This is a genomic window from Allobosea sp. TAB14 (genome assembly GCF_052113865.1).
GTDB classification, from domain to species: domain Bacteria; phylum Pseudomonadota; class Alphaproteobacteria; order Rhizobiales; family Beijerinckiaceae; genus Allobosea; species Allobosea spartocytisi.
The window spans coordinates 1-15,793 of the sequence record NZ_JBFRDQ010000013.1 but is presented as its reverse complement, the minus strand read 5'-3'; the positions used below and the strand labels follow the sequence as shown (position 1 = coordinate 15,793).

At 66.1% G+C, this 15,793-nt stretch carries 15 protein-coding genes and 1 pseudogene; 2 read left to right on the top strand and 14 right to left on the bottom strand.

The window, feature by feature from the left end; genetic code table 11:
* Window positions 1-21: 21 nt before the first annotated feature.
* Genes AB4Y99_RS03285 through AB4Y99_RS03275 form a run of 3 tightly spaced genes read right to left on the bottom strand, consistent with a single transcriptional unit; the run spans window position 22 to window position 1,868 of the window.
* A complete protein-coding gene (locus AB4Y99_RS03285; protein WP_142021131.1) occupies window positions 22-726 on the bottom strand; it encodes a glutathione S-transferase family protein in 705 nt (234 codons plus the stop codon).
* Window positions 723-1,679, bottom strand: a complete 957-nt coding sequence (locus AB4Y99_RS03280; protein WP_441522351.1) for a DMT family transporter — start codon at window positions 1,677-1,679, stop codon at window positions 723-725. Before AB4Y99_RS03280 ends, AB4Y99_RS03285 begins: the two co-directional genes overlap by 4 nt.
* A gap of 3 nt (window positions 1,680-1,682) precedes the next feature.
* Entirely contained in the window at window positions 1,683-1,868 is a 186-nt protein-coding gene (locus tag AB4Y99_RS03275; RefSeq protein ID WP_441522350.1) for a hypothetical protein, read from the bottom strand.
* A 160-nt stretch (window positions 1,869-2,028) separates the two neighbouring features.
* Here AB4Y99_RS03275 and AB4Y99_RS03270 point away from each other — a divergent pair, with 160 nt between their 5' ends.
* Entirely contained in the window at window positions 2,029-2,613 is a 585-nt protein-coding gene (locus AB4Y99_RS03270; protein WP_441522349.1) for a TetR/AcrR family transcriptional regulator, read from the top strand.
* Window positions 2,614-2,747: 134 nt separating this feature from the next.
* On the opposite strand, the pseudogene AB4Y99_RS03265 reads toward AB4Y99_RS03270, so the two are convergent.
* The 11 genes and pseudogenes from AB4Y99_RS03265 to AB4Y99_RS03215 form a co-directional block, all read right to left on the bottom strand.
* Window positions 2,748-3,388, bottom strand: a pseudogene (locus AB4Y99_RS03265) (hypothetical protein); the annotation flags it as partial.
* 207 nt (window positions 3,389-3,595) lie between these two features.
* Window positions 3,596-4,024, bottom strand: coding sequence for an NUDIX hydrolase (locus tag AB4Y99_RS03260; protein ID WP_081925564.1), 429 nt, complete (start codon window positions 4,022-4,024; stop codon window positions 3,596-3,598).
* A 24-nt stretch (window positions 4,025-4,048) separates the two neighbouring features.
* Window positions 4,049-4,840 (bottom strand): 5'/3'-nucleotidase SurE, encoded by a 792-nt coding sequence (surE, locus tag AB4Y99_RS03255; protein WP_441522348.1) that lies wholly within the window; start codon window positions 4,838-4,840, stop codon window positions 4,049-4,051.
* A 2-nt stretch (window positions 4,841-4,842) separates the two neighbouring features.
* A complete protein-coding gene (locus AB4Y99_RS03250; RefSeq protein ID WP_441522347.1) occupies window positions 4,843-5,991 on the bottom strand; it encodes an MBL fold metallo-hydrolase in 1,149 nt (382 codons plus the stop codon).
* A 10-nt stretch (window positions 5,992-6,001) separates the two neighbouring features.
* Window positions 6,002-7,093, bottom strand: coding sequence for an ABC transporter ATP-binding protein (locus AB4Y99_RS03245; protein WP_441522346.1), 1,092 nt, complete (start codon window positions 7,091-7,093; stop codon window positions 6,002-6,004).
* A complete protein-coding gene (locus tag AB4Y99_RS03240) occupies window positions 7,081-8,793 on the bottom strand; it encodes an ABC transporter permease (protein ID WP_441522345.1) in 1,713 nt (570 codons plus the stop codon). Before AB4Y99_RS03240 ends, AB4Y99_RS03245 begins: the two co-directional genes overlap by 13 nt.
* Window positions 8,794-8,809: 16 nt before the next feature.
* Window positions 8,810-9,808, bottom strand: a complete 999-nt coding sequence (locus AB4Y99_RS03235; RefSeq protein ID WP_441522344.1) for an ABC transporter substrate-binding protein — start codon at window positions 9,806-9,808, stop codon at window positions 8,810-8,812.
* A gap of 116 nt (window positions 9,809-9,924) precedes the next feature.
* Entirely contained in the window at window positions 9,925-11,160 is a 1,236-nt protein-coding gene (locus tag AB4Y99_RS03230; RefSeq protein ID WP_441522343.1) for a dihydrolipoamide acetyltransferase family protein, read from the bottom strand.
* Window positions 11,160-12,182, bottom strand: a complete 1,023-nt coding sequence (locus AB4Y99_RS03225; RefSeq protein WP_441522342.1) for an alpha-ketoacid dehydrogenase subunit beta — start codon at window positions 12,180-12,182, stop codon at window positions 11,160-11,162. Before AB4Y99_RS03225 ends, AB4Y99_RS03230 begins: the two co-directional genes overlap by 1 nt.
* Window positions 12,172-13,176 carry a thiamine pyrophosphate-dependent dehydrogenase E1 component subunit alpha gene (locus AB4Y99_RS03220; RefSeq protein WP_441522367.1) on the bottom strand — a complete coding sequence of 335 codons (1,005 nt, stop codon included), beginning with the start codon at window positions 13,174-13,176 and terminating at the stop codon, window positions 12,172-12,174. Before AB4Y99_RS03220 ends, AB4Y99_RS03225 begins: the two co-directional genes overlap by 11 nt.
* A 20-nt stretch (window positions 13,177-13,196) precedes the next feature.
* A complete protein-coding gene (locus AB4Y99_RS03215) occupies window positions 13,197-14,558 on the bottom strand; it encodes an NAD(P)H-dependent oxidoreductase (RefSeq protein ID WP_441522341.1) in 1,362 nt (453 codons plus the stop codon).
* A 153-nt stretch (window positions 14,559-14,711) separates the two neighbouring features.
* Between AB4Y99_RS03215 and AB4Y99_RS03210 the strand changes: the two genes are divergently transcribed.
* Window positions 14,712-15,740, top strand: a complete 1,029-nt coding sequence (locus tag AB4Y99_RS03210) for a sugar-binding transcriptional regulator (RefSeq protein ID WP_441522340.1) — start codon at window positions 14,712-14,714, stop codon at window positions 15,738-15,740.
* Window positions 15,741-15,793: the final 53 nt, after the last annotated feature.

The following is a 15,793-nucleotide window of genomic DNA, read 5'->3' as shown; positions in this document are numbered from 1 at the left end:
ATCGATCTCCAGGCTTCGGCTTCAGGCCGCGGGTGGATAATTCGAGGGGAAGAGCGCCCGCTTCGCCTCCTCGTCGCGGACCTGCTTGAAGGCATGATCCTGCCCGACCGCACGAGCCCGCGCGACCGCAGGCCGCGCATCGACGCTCTCGAACAGACGCCTGAGATTGGGGAACGGCGCGAGCGGATCCTCGGCGCCCTTGCGCACGCGCGAGGCGCGGTCGAGCCAGCCCCAGGCCGACATGTCTGCGATCGTATAAGTCTCGCCGACGATATAGCTGCGTCCCGCGAGATGGTCATCGAGGACCTGATAATGGCGCTCCGCCTCACGACGATAGCGGTTCACGGCGTAGTCCAGCCCTTCCGGCGCCGCGAACTGGAAATGCACCGCCTGTCCCGAAAACGGGCCGAGGCCGGAGGCGAGGAACAAGAGCCAGGAGAGCAATTCCGGCCGGTCTTCCGAAGCGCCGAGAAACTGCCCGGTCTTCTCAGCGAGATAGAGCAGGATTGCGGTGGAATCGAACACGCGCGCCTGGCGGCCGCCCGGCCCTTCCGTGTCGACGATGGCCGGCACCTTGCCGTTCGGATTGACGGCCCGGAAGGCAGGAAGGTGCTGCTCGCCCTTGCTGGTATCGACGGGGATCGTCTCATAGGCCAGGCCGGCCTCCTCCAGGAACAGCGCGACCTTCGCGGGGTTGGGCGTGGGATGGAAATAGAAGCGGATCATCGGTTTTCCCATCGTTCATCAGGCGGTGCGGGCTTTCGGGCGGCGAGCAGGACCCCGGACACGATGACGGCGATCGCCACACCCTCAGTCGGCGTCGGGTGCTCGCCGAGGATCGGAATGGCCAGCAGCGAGGCGATCGCGGGGATGAGCGCGATGATCGCGGTCGCGGCCGAGGACCCAAGCAGCGAGACAGCGCGGTTGAAGGTAAAGATCGCGACCCCGCTCATCAGCACGCCCTGATAGAGGGCCTGCAGCGCGATTTCGCCCGCGCCGGCGTGATCGAGTCGGCTCAGGCCGCCGAACCAATAGATCGGCAGGAAGAGCACAGCCGACCAGAAGCAGATCAGCGCGGCAGACTCGATCGGAGCAAGGCCGCTCCTGCGGAAGAGAAGCGTATAGATCGCCCACATCGCGGCGGCCGCTGCAAGCGCACCGATGCCGGCTGCGCTCGGCGGCCCGCTCGCCGCCGCGCCCGCCAGCAGGAGCAGCGACAATCCGGCCAGGATGGCGCCGTATCCGCTCCAGCGCCACCGGCCCTGCGCTTCGCCCAGGAAGGTCCAGGCGAAGAGGCCCGCGAAGAGCGGCATCAGGGTCGGGGCGATCGAAGCGGCCTGCGCCGCAGAGGTGAGGCTAAGGCCGAGCGCAACCAGCAGCACGAACGGCACGCCCCACAGCACGGCGAAGACGAAGCCCATGCCCCAGGCCGCCGGAGCCAGGCGTGTCCTGTTTCGGACAAGGACCGGCGCCAGCAGCAGCGCCCCGATCCCGAAGCGCAGCGCCGTGATATCCCAGATACGCAGCTCCCGCGTCACGCTGAAGCGCGTGATGACGAACCAGCCGGAAAAGATCGACACCGTAAGTGCCGCCCAGGCGATGCCGGCGGCGCGACCGCGCGGGCGCGCAAGGGCCTTACCCCAGGTCGGCTTCGCCAGAACTGTCCGCAAGTCGGACATGGATCAGGACCGGGCCGTCCGCAGTGCCGCGAGAATGGCCTCGCGCTCGAGACGCGTCCTGTCGTCGAAATGGAGCGAGGCGAGCAGGACCCACCCGGCCTTACCGATGTCATGGAGGGCAACGCGGCCTTCAGGCGCAGTTTGCGCGAAGTCGACCCTGAAAGCCGCCAGTTCCTGTTCCAGATCCATGGCCGTAAGCCTCTCCGACGGCATTATCTTCAGAGCTGCGCAGTTTAAGTTTTAGTTCGTTCGTTCTAAAATACAAGACGGGATCGCCTGTAGCACTGTGCGATCGGACCGATCGGCAAGGAGCGTCATGGGCAGACCCAGGGAATTCGACGAAGAGGCTGTGCTCGATGCGGCGGTCCAGTGTTTCTGGAAGCGCGGCTACGAGGCAACGTCGATCCGCGACCTGATCGACGGCACGGGCCTGACTGGCGCCAGCCTCTACAACGCCTTCGGCGATAAGCATTCCATCTATCGCCGCGCGCTCGATCACTATGTCGAAGGCAGCATCGGCGACAGGATCCGGCGCTGCGGGGCCATGGARYCGCGCGCGGCGATCGACGCCTTCTTCCGCGAGATCCTGTCCCGATCGCTCAAGGACGAGGAATGCAAGGGTTGCATGCTGGTGAATGCCGCGCTCGACGTGGCACCAGAGGATCCGGGCTTCAGGGCTGCGGTCGCGGACGTGCTCCAGCGGATCGAAGGCTTCTTCCTGTCCTGCATCGTCAAAGGCCAGGCAAGTGGCTCGATCACGCCCTCTCGCCCGGCAGAGAATCTCGCCCGGCACCTCCTTGGCGTGCTGATGGGTGTCCGCGTGCTGGCACGGGTGCGGCCCGAAAGGGCGCTGCTTGAGGGTGTCGTCGACACCGCCCTGGTGTTACTTGACCGGGTCGCCATCGAGCCGGGCAATCCAGGGCGTAAACCTTGAGAGCGAGCGGGCTAAAGATTTCCTATTCCTGTCGACAAGGTCCCGCTTTCAGCCACTTGGCGGCCGCGTCGTCGGCCTCTGCGCTCATCGGCCCTGCGAAGTTCTTCCCGTGCTGCCCCGCCCCGCCCGCCGCTTCCATCCCGCTGGATCGTCAGCCGCCATGCCTCGTAGAAGGTGGTCTGGTCGTAAGCCGCATCCGAGCTCGTCCGCTTGACCGTCTTCACGAAAAGGCGCCAGGGTCATCGGCGCCAGCCAGCAGGACGCGGCGGTGGCGCGTGACATCGGCTTCAATTTGTTCGTAGAGCCCGCCGAAATCTGGCAGAACCAGCCTAAACGGCTTGCTCCCGAAATACGACGACGTAGCGTTCTTGAAGGCGACGGAAGGGATCAGGACCTCCCAGCCTCCATCCCTGTCGCTCCAACGCAGCTCGCCTCGCTTAAGGTCCTCCAGCTGACGTTCTGAGCGCGGGATCTGCCCCCGCGGGCAAACCAGGAGCTGGCGCAGGTTCTTCTGTCTAAGCCCGAGATGCAGGCCAAACCGAAGCATCAGGAAAGAGCGGACGGCTTCCGCGGCCTGGCGCGGATAGCGCGACGGATCGGGCAGCAGGGCGAGGATTTCCTCGGTGATCTTGCGATATTCCCCGACCGGGCTTTCGGCTTCGAGAACCGGCATGATCGGCTCAAACGGGTCGCGATGGAAGCGGGCGACGCGCTGGATCTCCTTCACGCGCCCGGTTGCGTGCTTGAAGAAGGCGTCGCAGGTGCCATGCCAATCGGGAGCGATGGGCGCAGTTCCGCACTTTGTCGCCGATGGAGAGGCCGCGCTCGGCCAATGACCGCTCTCGAGCGTGGCGCGCTGCACGCTGGATGACGAGGTGCAGTGAACCGTACTTTCAGATCCGTGCAACTTTCATTCGACGGAGACTGTGCGTTCGATAGAGTGAGCCGCATCCATTGTGTCAATCGGGCGTCCAATCATCACTCAAATGCAGACGCCCTTCAGAAGTTTACGTAGCCCAGGTTCCTCGACCAGATCCGCTGCATCTTGCCATTTGAACCAACTGCGTAAGCGCTCACCCTTTTCCGGCCAATCGGAGTGCTCTGCAGCAACATTCAACACATAGAGACGAACCTTACAAAGGCTGAAATACCCATCCATACGCTTCCAATAAAGATAGCGTCCTATAGGCTTTTTGCGAATGCGGCCGACAACGCCGCCCTCTTCAAACGCTTCTTTAGCGGCTGCCTCTGATCCCTTGAGCTTCTTGACGGGCCAACCTTTTGGAAGCGTCCATCGCTTGGTTGACCTGGTCGTGACCAGCAAAATCTCCGCCGTACCATCGTGCCGGCGCCGCACCGGCACGGCAGCCACCTGTGGGAGAGGCTTGGAGTTAGGTGGTGCTTTGGCCATCGCAGTGCCGGGATCTATAGGCAGTCATTCTGCTTCGGTCGGATGAAATTCTCCTGGCGAAACAGGCTGTTGGGCGGCGTTGAGACCCATGGTGAAGCTTTGGGGAAGAGGCGCCCCATCCATCCAACAGTGGCGGACGATGGCGATACGGCCTGCATCGATCAGGCTGTTCTCGTCTCCGGCCCTGCGGCTATGAGGTCGTCCGCGGCGGATGCGCCAGACAATGCGATTGCCGTCTTCCGTTTGGATATCGGCAGCTCCGGCGATCTTGTCGCGACCAATGGAGGCGAGTTCAGCCTCAGCCGGCAACGCCTTCGGCAGATTGACACTGAGATAGACGCCTTCGCGCACCCAGTCTTCGCGCTTGATCCAGAGCCGCTCGATCAGTTTCGCCAACGCATCGACGTCCTGCTCCTCGGACGTGCCGCCCTTGGTGCGTGAAAAGCCGATCGCCGGAATGTCCCAGAAGCTTGCCTCGCGCGCGATGGACAACGTCCCGGAATAGGCGGCGTCCTCTGCGGCGTTGCGCCCGTCATTGACACCGGACAGCACGAGGTCCGGCTGGCCGCCGTTGCGGAACAGCACCGTCATCGCCGCGACGACGCAATCGGCCGGCGTTCCGTCGAGCGCATAGTGTTGTTCCTCGCGCCGCGTGAGCGTCAGATCGCGGTCGAAGGAGAGATGGTGGCTCGCCGCTGTCCACTTCCGTTCCGGCGCAACCACCCAGATGTCGGAAGCCACGCGAGCCGCCGCACGGCGGAGAAGTGCGATACCAGGAGCATCGATACCGTCATCATTGGCGATTAGGATTCGCATGGTCAGACCTCGATGACGTCGCCAGGCTTGAGATCGGCGACGAGGTTTGGAATGTCGGCTGCGAGCGCGCGGGCTGTCGGCTCATCGCAGGAATGAGCGAGCACGAGCCGGGCGCCGCTCGCCGCCGCGATACAGGCGTTCTCGGGCAAGGTCGGATGGGTAGGGAAGCGCAACCAATCGGCCTTCCCCGCTGCGCGCATGGCATCTGCGGGGCTGCCTTTCGGGATGTGACCGGTCAGCAGGACCGGGTGACCGTCGCGGCGCGCCTGGGCGAGAGCGGCTCTCGAAGGCCCCGCGAGCCCCATACCGTCGTCGCAGAGTAGCGCAGCCACCGGCAATGGTTGACCCTCCTGCCATGAAACAGCGTCGGCGAGCCGGGCCGATAACAGATCAAACGCGCCCGACTTCAGCCAGGCGGAGGCCGCAATCTGTTCGGCCAACGCCGCTTTCATCGACGGATGAATGGCGATCGGCCCCCGGATCAGCCCGAGCAACTCGATGGAACGGCCGGACAGTGGCGTCGGCAGCACTGCGCCTTGCGGATGCCCCGCGAGCCAGCGGGAGATGGTGGCGCCACGCTCTGCCGCGGGCACGCGATCCTCGCCATAGGAGGCGTCGATCAGCAAGAGGTCGCAAGGCGGCAGAGGATCCATGGCGAAGACCGGGCTCGCCGGCACAACGTCGCCGCAGTAGCCGACGCTGCGGCCTTCGGCGCTCAGATGGCACCAGACGCCGCCGACGACATGCCCGCTGCGGCCGGTCCGGATCGCAATCGGGCCGAGCCTGAAATCCTCGCCGGCGGCGATGATCTCGGGCGTGCTCTCCGCGGCCACCGCGCGCTCCTGCGGCGTCGCATAAGCCGCGAGCGTCGCGTCGGTTTCGGCGGCGCTTTCTGCGGTCATGAGGATGCGGCCGGCAAAGCCGTGGGTGAGGCACCAGCCCAGCGCCGCGACATGGTCCTCATGGGCGTGGGTCACGATGATCGCATCGAGCCGCTTCAGCTCGTCAGGCGTGATCACGGGGTAGTAGTCGGGGCCCCGCAGCGCGCTGGTGTCGACGCCGACATCGAGCAGAAGCCGGGTCCCGCCATGTTCGATACCGATACAGGTCCGACCCTTCTCGCCGACCCCGCCATGGATCTTGATTTTCATGCGGCCGGTCTCATGCGGCTTTGTCCATGATCCCGGCTTCGGGGATGACCCAGCCATCATGGATCGAGATGCGGATCACATCGCCGGCCTGGGCCGGCGCGGGCTCGGCGGCATCGAGATGCAGCACGAGGTCGTTGCTGGCGGCGGGGCGTGCCTCGAGCCGGAAGAAGCCGCCCTGATAGGAGAGCCGTTCCACCATGGCCGAAAGCCCCTCCCGTCCGGAGGGAGCGATGCCGATGTCGCGTGCCCGCAGGCAGAGCTTCGCCTGGTCGGTAACGGCCTGATCCGGCCGGCAGCGCACCACCGCCTCGACACCGAGCACGCTGACCTTGCAGCGGCCAGCCCGGGGCGTCGACAGCACGGTCGCCGGCAGCACCATGCCGTCGCCGATGAAGCCGGCGACGGTGRTGTTGGCAGGCTCGCGATAGAGCATCGAGGGCGTGGCGAGCTGCAGCACCCGGCCCCGGTCCATCACGGCGATGCGGTCGGCCAGCGCCATCGCCTCGGCCTGGTCATGGGTGATGTAGACCATGGTGGTGCCCGTGCGCTCGTGGAAACGAGAGAACTCCTCCTCCATCGAGGCACGCAGATGCACGTCGAGATTGGCAAGCGGCTCGTCGAGCAGAACGAGCGAGGGTTCGGTGACAAGGCAGCGGGCGAGCGCGACGCGCTGGCGTTGACCGCCGGAGAGCATGCCCGGTCGACGCTCGGCGAAACCGTTCAGGCCGACGAGATCGAGCGCCGCCGCGACGCGGCGAGCCCGCTCGGGATCACGCACGCCGGCGACGGTAAGGCCATAGGCGACGTTCTCCGCCACCGTCATATGCGGCCAGAGCGCATAGGACTGGAAGACGATGCCGAGCTTGCGATGCTCGGGCGAAACGTGCTGCTCGGACGAGGAGACGAGCCGGTCGCCGATGCGGATCGCGCCGCCGTCGAGCTTGTCGAAGCCGGCGATCTGGCGCAGCAGCGTGGTCTTGCCGCAGCCGGACGCACCGAGCACGGCCAGAAACTCGCCGTCCTCGACATCGATCGAGACGTCGTTCAGGGCGATATAGGAGCCGAAGCGCTTCTGCGCCCGGTCGATGGTCAGTCGCGCCACGGCAGGACTCCCTGGGGCAGTTTTTGGGCGAAGAGAGTGGTCGAAGCCATCAGGGCGACCGTGACGAGAACGGTGATCGTCGCCAGCGCCGAGGCATAGGTTGAGTCGCCACCCTGCTCGAAGGAGAAGACGACGACGCCAAGCGTCTCGGCTCCGGAAGACCAAAGCAGCGCCGAGACCGTCAGCTCGTTGAAGGCGGTGAGGAAGATCAAGAGCGCGCCCGCCACCGCCGCCGGCGCGACCAGCGGGAAGATGATGGTGACGAGGCGGCGCGGCAGGCCGGCACCGGCGATCTGCGCCGCCTCCTCCAGCGTGCGGTCGATCTGCAGATAGCCGCTGACGATCGGCCGCAGGCCGAGCACGAGGAAGCGGGCGAGATAGGCGAAGACGATGATCCAGACCGTGTTGTAGAGCGAGACGCCCAGCACCGGCAGCGGCTTGAGGAAGAGCAGGATCGCGGCGATCGCGAGCACCACGCCAGGCATGGCATAGGGCAGCTCGGCGGCGAGGTTGAGCAACCTGAGCGCCCGCGACTTCTTCCAGACGATGAAGTAGCCGAGCGGGACGCAGATCAGCACGATCAGGATCGCTGCTCCCGCCGACATCAGGAAGCTGTTGACGAAGGCGCGCTTCGAGGCGGCGTGCTCGAAGAGGACATAGGCATAATTGCCGAATGTCGCCGTCGCCGCATTGAGCGGCACGCCGAAGGCTGGGATCAGCGACGTGCTGAGCAGGCCGAGCAGCGGCAGAGCCAGGACGAGGATCGCGAAGGTCCAGAGCAGCGTCTCGATCGGCGCGCGCCAGCGCCCGAGCTCGAAGGGCCGCGCGGCGCTCGAAGTCGTGGTGATGCGGAAGTCGCGACGGCGCATCATGAAATCCTGCAGCAGGATGCCGGCCATGGCGATGACGCCGATCAGCAGCGACAGGATCGCGACTTCCGAGAGCACGCCCGGCCCGAGGCCCGCGAGGCGCTGGTAGATCAGCGTCGGCAGGACGAGGAAGTTGCCGGGGATGCCGAGAAAGGCCGGGATGCCGAAATTGCCGAGGCAGGAGACGAAGCAGAGCGCGATGCCGGCGACGAGCGGCGGGGTCATCAGCGGCAGCACGACGGTGCGCAGCACGGTGAGCGGGCTGGCGCCGGCGGCAAGGCCGGCCTCGATCAATTCCTTGGGCAGGGCGCGCAGGCCGGCACGCAGCGTCAGGAAGACCAGCGGCGCATATTGCAGGCCGAGCAGCAGGATGATGCCCTCGCGCGAATAGAGCGGATTGCGGCTGCCGAGCGGCGGGGCCATACCGATCAGCTTCAGCAGCGTGCTCGACGGGCCGAAAAGCTGGAGCCAGGCTAGTGCCGTGACCTGCGGTGCGATCATCAGCGGCAGCACGAAGCAGAAGGTGAAGGCGTTGCGGGCGCGGATGTCGGTCAGCGTCGCCAGCAGCGCAACGGTCCCGCCGATCAGCACCGCGAGCACGGTGCCGGATATCGCGGTGACCAGGCTGTTGGCGGTCGCCGTCCAGGTCGCCGGGCTGGCGAACACCTTCCCGAGCGCCGTCGCAGAGAGCTGGCCGCCGGGGGCCAGCCCTTCGATGACCAGCCGCCCGATCGGCAGCAGCGAGAGCAGCGCGACGAGACCGACGAGCCCCCAGAGGAGCCCCGTCTCCTCGACGCGCGTGCGCAGCGTCGCGGTGTCGGCGAGGGACATGCGCACCCGTCCGGGCTCAGTTGCCGAACATGGTGGCGAAGCGGGCCTTGTCGGCTTCCGTCACCTTGACCACCGCCGCGATGTCGGAAGGCATCACGTTGATCTTGGTGCCCTCTGGCAGCCAGGACGGCGAGCCGACGCTGGGCTTGGCCGGGATATAGCCCATGGCGAGCGCGAGCTTCTGGCCGTCATCGGAGAGGATGAAGTCGACGAATGCCTTGGCGGCGGCCTCGTTCTTGGTCRTCTTCACGATGGCGACCGGCTCGGTCACCGCCGGCGCGCCTTCGTTCGGGAAGACGAAGTCGATCGGCGAGCCCTGCTTCTTGGCGTTGTAGGCCATGAAGTCCACAAGAACACCATAGGCCTTCTCGCCGGTGGCGACAGAGCGCAGCACCGCGCCGTTGCCGCGCACGGCGACGGCCTCGTTGGCCTYCAGCCCCTCGAAGAGCTTCCAGCCGAGATCGGGCCTTGCCGTCATGGTGGAGAGCATGATCGCTGCGGCACCGGAATAAAGCGGGCTCGGCATCGAGATCTGGCCCTTGTAGCCGGGCTTGTCGAGATCGGCCCAGGAGCTTGGCTTCTCCTTGGCGGCGGTGTTGTAGGCGATGCCGGTGGTGATCAGCTTCGAGCCGAAATAGGTCTTGTCGGCGTCGAAGGAGCCGGGCTGCAGGCCGTCGGTCTTGGCGCCGGGATAGGCGAGCAGCTGCTTCTGCGCCTTCAGGATCTCCATGCTCGCGGCATCGGCGATCAGCAGCACGTCGGCGCCGGGCTGGCCGGCCGATATCTCGGCGGCGAGCTTGCCCATCACCTCGGTCGTGCCGGAGCGGAAGATGTCGACGTCGACGCTGGGATAAGCCTTCTTGAAGGCGGCAATTGTCTGGGCCGCATCCTTCTCCGGCTGCGAGGTGTAGAGCACGAGCTTGCCCGAGGGGGCCTGCGCGAAGGCCGGGCCGGCGGCGAGCAGCGCGCCGAAGGCTGCGGCCATCACGAATTTGCGTCTCGTCTGGGTCATCATTTCGTCTCCTCCGTCATTCGCCGTCGACCTTTGCGCCCGTTGCGGTGGCCGATCTTGCATTTTGATGGTCTATAGCTGGCAATTCACGGCCTTGCGCGGCCGCGACCGCCCTTCAATCACAAAAGTATCTCGGGGCTTTCCAGCGCCTCGCGCAGATCGGCCATGAAGCGGGCGGCGGCGACGCCGTCCACGATCCGGTGGTCCGAGGACAACGTGAAATTCGCCATCGGCCTCAGCACGATCTGGCCGTCTCGGCCAACGGGCTTGTCGACGGTTCGGCCGACCGCGAGGATCGCGCCCTGCGGCGGATTGATAATCGCGGTGAAGCTGTCGACGCCGTACATGCCGAGATTGGAGATGGTGAAGGTGCCGCCGCCGAGCTCGGCCGGTGTCAGCGTGCGCTTGGCCATGCCGTCGCGCAATCTGGCGAATTCGCGCGCCATCGCCGGCATATCCATGTTGCCGGCATCGCGCAGCACCGGCACGACGAGATCGCCGTCGCGCTCCATGGCGATGCCGATATCGATGCGCTCGTGGAAGCGCGTCGCCTCGCCCTCGGCGGATGCATTGATGACCGGGTGGTCGCGCAGGATGCGGGCAGCGATGCGGGCGATCAGCACGGTGATGCTGGGCTTAGGCGCGCCGATGCGCTCGTGACGGGCAGCGAGGCGGCGCAGCAGATCGCGGGATGCGCTCATCTCGATCTCGGAGGTGAGATAGAAATGCGGCGCCGTGCGCATGCTCTCGGAGAGCCGGTTCGCGACGATGCGGCGGATCGCCGAGAAGGGCTGCAGCCGGCCCTCGGAATTGCTCGCGGCCGGGACCGGCGCGGGACGTGTCTCCTGCGCGGGCGCGCAACGTGGGCGTTGCTCCAGATGGCGCTTCACATCGGCTTCCCCGATGCGTCCGCGTGGTCCAGTGCCGGCCACTGCCTTGAGATCGAGGCCATTCTGGCGCGCGATACGGCGGGCGAGCGGCGTGGCGCGCAGGCCCGGCGCCACAGATTGAGCCGCAGAGGCGCTTGACGCCGGGGACGCGCCCTCAGGGTTGGAGGTGGCAGCCGCCACGGGAGCCGCAGCGGCTGCCGGCTCGGACGGCGTGGTGGCGGCCTCGCCGTCGAGGTAGATCCAGGCGACGGGCGTACCGACCGTGATCGGCACGCCGGTCTCGAGCTTGATGCCGCGGATCGCGCCGCTGGCCGGCGCCTCGACCTCCATCACGGCCTTGTTGGTGCCGATTTCGAAGATCGTGTCGCCCTGGCGGACAAGATCGCCTTCCTTGACATGCCAGGCCTCGATCGTGCCCGTCTCCATGTCCATGTCGACCTTGGGAAGGATGACCTCGACCGGCATCAGGCTTCCCCGCGACGCACGAGATTGGTGGCGGCGGCGACGATGTCGTCCTCCTGCGGGACGGCGGCCTTCTCCAGCACCGGATTGTAGGGAATCGGCGCATCCGCACCGCCGAGCCGGATAATCGGCGCGTCGAGGAAGTCGAAGACCTCGCTCTCGGCGATCATCGCCGAGATCTCGGCGCCGATGCCCATGGTCTTGACGCCCTCGTAGACGACCAGCAAGCGGTGCGTCTTGCGCACGCTCTCGGCGATCGCGGTGAAGTCGATCGGGCGGATCGAGCGCAGATCGATCACCTCGGCCGAGATGCCGTCTGCGGCGAGACGCTCGGCCGCTGCCTCGGCCTTGCGGGCCATGATCGAGGAGCCGACGATGGTGACGTCTGTGCCCTCGCGGCGGATCGCAGCTTTGCCGATCGGAACGCGATAGGCGTCCGCCGGGACATGGCCCTTGGTCTTGTAGAGCAGCTTGTGCTCGAAGATCAGGACCGGGTTGGGGTCGTCGATCGCGGCAAGCAGCATACCCTTGGCGTCATGCGGGGTGCTCGGTTGCAGGACCTTGAGGCCCGGGACATGCGCGAACCAGGCCTCCAGGCTCTGGCTGTGCTGCGCGGCCGCGCCGGTGCCCGAGCCGCCGGGCAGGCGCACCACCATCGGCACGCTCGCCTTGCCGCCGAACATGAAGCGGATCTTGGCCGCCTGGTTGACGAGCTGCTCCATGGCAAGCGTGACGAAATCCGAGAACTGGATCTCCAGCACCGGCCGCATGCCGGTGATCGCGGCGCCGACTGCGGCCCCGGCAATGCCGAGTTCGCTGATCGGGGTGTCGATCACGCGTTCCTTGCCGAAGCGGTGGACGAGATCGCCGGAGACGCCGAAGGCGCCGCCATAGACGCCGACGTCTTCGCCGAAGAGGAAGACGCGCTCGTCGGCTTCCATCGCCTGACCGAGCGCCTCGCGCACGGCCTCGGCATAGGAGAGTTCGCGAATCTCGGCCGCGGCCTCGATCGTGTCAGAGGGCATAGACGTCACGGGTCAGGTCTTTCGGATCGGGGTCCGGGCAGGCGCGGGCGAATTCGACGGCGGCGTCGATGTCGCGCTGGGCATCCTCTTCCAGCTTCATCAGCGCCACAGCATCGAACCGGTCATGCGCCTTGAGTTCGTCCTCCAGGCGCCGGATCGGGTCCTGCGCCCGCCACTCCTCGATCTCCTCCTTTGTCCGGTAGAGATTGCGGTCGCTCTTGGAGTGGCCGCGCCAGCGATAGGTCTTGCACTCGATCAGCGAAGGGCCTTCGCCGGAGCGGGCCCGCGCAATCGCTTCGCGCGCCACGGCCGCGACGCCGGCAAGGTCGTTTCCGTCGAGGCAATGGCCGGGCATGGCGTAGGCGGCGGCACGGTCTGCGACATTCGTCACCGCCATGGCGCGCGAGATGTCCATCGACATGCCGTATTTGTTGTTCTCGCAGACGAAAACGACCGGCAACTTCCAGATCGAAGCCATGTTGAGCGCCTCGTGGAAGGCGCCCTCGTTCGAGGCGCCGTCGCCGAAGAAGACCATGCAGACCCGGCCGTTCTTCTGGGCCTTGATGCTCATGCCGACGCCGACTGCGATCGGCAGGCCGCCGCCGACGATGCCGTTAGCGCCAAGATTGCCGCCCTCGACATCGGCGATATGCATGGAGCCGCCGCGGCCCTTGCAGTAGCCGGTCTCCTTGCCGAAGAACTCGGCGAACATCAGCTTCGGCTCGGCGCCGCGCGCAATGCAGTGGCCATGGCCGCGATGGGTCGAGAGGATGTAGTCGTGTGCTTCGAGTGGCAACGTCGTGCCGACGGCGCTCGCCTCCTGGCCGATCGAGAGATGCATCGTGCCGTGGATCAGGCCGCGCATGTAGCTCGACTCGGCCGCCTCCTCGAACTTGCGGATGAGGTGCATCCGGGTCAGCGCGCGCGCCACCGTCTCGTCGTCGAGCGCGGCGAGTTCGGGCCGCTGGTTGGGCCTCGGCGCGGCGCTTGCCATGTCGTCTGTCTTGCGTGCGCTCATGCCTGGGCTCCGGAGGTCAGCGCGGCGATCATCGCGTCCTGGGCGCGGCGCACCTCGACGATCTTCAGCCGCTCGTCGGGGGTGGCGTCGGCGAGCGTGATGAGCTCGCCCTTGGCGACAGGCCGCGTCATCGTCGCCCCCTGGGCGAGGCCGATCGGCAGCGCCTTGCGCGCTTGCGCGTCAGAGCGGGAGAGCGCGAAGCCGCGATAGCCGTATTCGCCGATGGCATCGAGCGTCTCGCCGGCCGCGAGATCGCGCTTGGCGACGCAGCCGACCTCGGAGGTCGGTACCGGCAGCGGGCGCATATGACTCTGGTTGAAAATGACGGCGGCGGCGGCCGAAAGCGGCACTTCCAAGCTCGTCAGGTGATAGGGCCGGAAGAAGGAGTAATAGGGGCCGGGCCCCAGATGCAGGTCGCTCATCCGCTCGCGGACGCGGGGATGGCGCATCTCGGCGACGGCGAAGACGCCGGGCGCGACACCCTTGGCCACCGAGAAATCGACCACGCCCTTCCGCGAGAGGAGGCCGCCTTCTTCCTTCGGGCAGAAATAGTTCTGCAGTTCGTCCTTCGGCGCGGCGGGGCCGTGCATGCCGGGGATGTCGGGGATGAAGCCGCAGGCATTGGCGATGGCGACCATCTCGACCATCGTCTTCGAGCCGTCGACGAATTCGACAAGCATGCGCGGGTTCATGTTCCGGCGGGTGGCTTCCTCGACATAATCGGCCGGCACCGCGTCGATGCGGAACGGGTTGTTCTTGCCCTTCCCGGCGGCGACCACCGGATAACCCATGGCGCGGACGAAATTGATCAGCTCCATCGCGGCGGCAGGCTCGTCGCCGGCGCCCAGCGTATAAACGACGCCCGCCTTCGCCGCCTCGACCGCGAGATAGGAGCCGATGGTAATGTCGGCCTCGACATTCATCATCACGATATGCTTGCGCGCGGCAATGGCGGTCAGCGCGACCCGCGAGCCGGCTTCCGGATTCCCGGTGGCGTCGATGATGACGTCGACGTCGGGCGAGCGGCAGATCAGGTCGAGCGAGGTCGTGGCGGCAATTCGACCCTTGCGGCGAGCGCCATCGAGCCCGGCCTCGTCGGTGACATTATCGACCTCGCCCTTGCGCCCGGCGAGTGCGGCGGCCTCCGCGACGCGATCCGGCGCGATATCGGCGACGGCGGCGATTTCGATACCGGTCATCTGGGAGATTTGAACGACGATGTCGGTGCCCATCTGGCCGGCGCCAATCAAACCGACGCGGACTGGCTTGCCGGCTTTGCCACGCAGTTCGAGCGCCTCGGCCAATGACAAGCCGGCAGCGGGTGCCGCCAAAGGCGGTTGCGTCAGGATCGCGGCCATTCTCGTGGCATCTCCCTAGGACATATGTTCTTTTGTAGGAACAGAAGATCAGATCTTTCGTTCTGTCAAGCGCACATATGTTCAAGTCGGTTGCCTTTCCCGCCCCGATCCTGCGATGATGCAAATAAGGCTGTGCAGCTAGGCGACGGAACGTTGGAAGACATCATCGACTTCGGTCATTCTCACCGCGAGGAACCGATCGCAGACGCCAAGGTCCGCGCGGCATGGCTCTATTACGTCGAGGGGCTGACGCAGGAGCAGATTGGCGAGGCGCTGGGTCTCAGCCGGATCAAGGTGGTGCGCATGCTGGCCGCGGCTCGCACCGAGGGTTTGGTAAAGATCCGAATCGACGCGCGCTCGGCGCGGCAGGCGGGGCTGGAGCGCGGCCTCGTTACCTGTTTGGGCCTCGATGAAGCGGTGGTGGTGCCAGCGGCCCGCGATCCCGCCAACATCGCGGCCATGGTGGGATATGCGGCCGGGCTATGGCTCTCCGGCAAACTGACAAACGGGACCGCCCTTGCGGTCGGCTGGGGCCAGACGCTGCACCAAGCCTTGCGCGGCATCCAGCCGCGCCATCTTGAGAGGATGTCAGTGGTGTCGCTGCTCGGCGGACTGACCCATTCGCGCAGCATCAATCCATCGGCGGTGGCGCGACGGGTCGCCGACATGTTCGGTGCCGATTGCTTCCAGCTCACCGCGCCGGTCTTCGTCTCGGATGCGGCGCTGCGAGAGGCGCTATGGCGTGAGCCGACCCTACGCGAGCTGCTGGAGCGCGCGCGTGCCGCGGATATCGCCCTAGTCAGCGTCGGCGACCTTGTCGCCGACTCGACACTGTTCCGGGAAAGGCTGCTGCCCCAGTCCGATCTGGCTTCGCTTGAGAAGGCCGGCGCCGTTGGAGACCTCGTTTGCCATTTCATTGACGCCGAAGGCGAGCAGGTCGATCATCCCGTCAATCAACGGGTGATGGCCGTGAGCCCTGCCGACCTCAAAGGGATCGGATTGGTGGCCATCGCCGCCGGAGGAGCCCACAAGGCAAAGGCTATCCGAGCGGCCTTGCGGGCGAGCGATGCCAAGGTCCTGATCACGGATGAAAGCGCTGCCGAGGCACTCTTGGGCACCACGGATTTCGCACGTCAGCGAACGACGAATACCGACATAGGGGAGGCAGGTTATGGCCAATAACTTCGAGCTCTTTGCTCGCAACTCGCTTCAGTTCCGTCCCTCGGACATCAGGC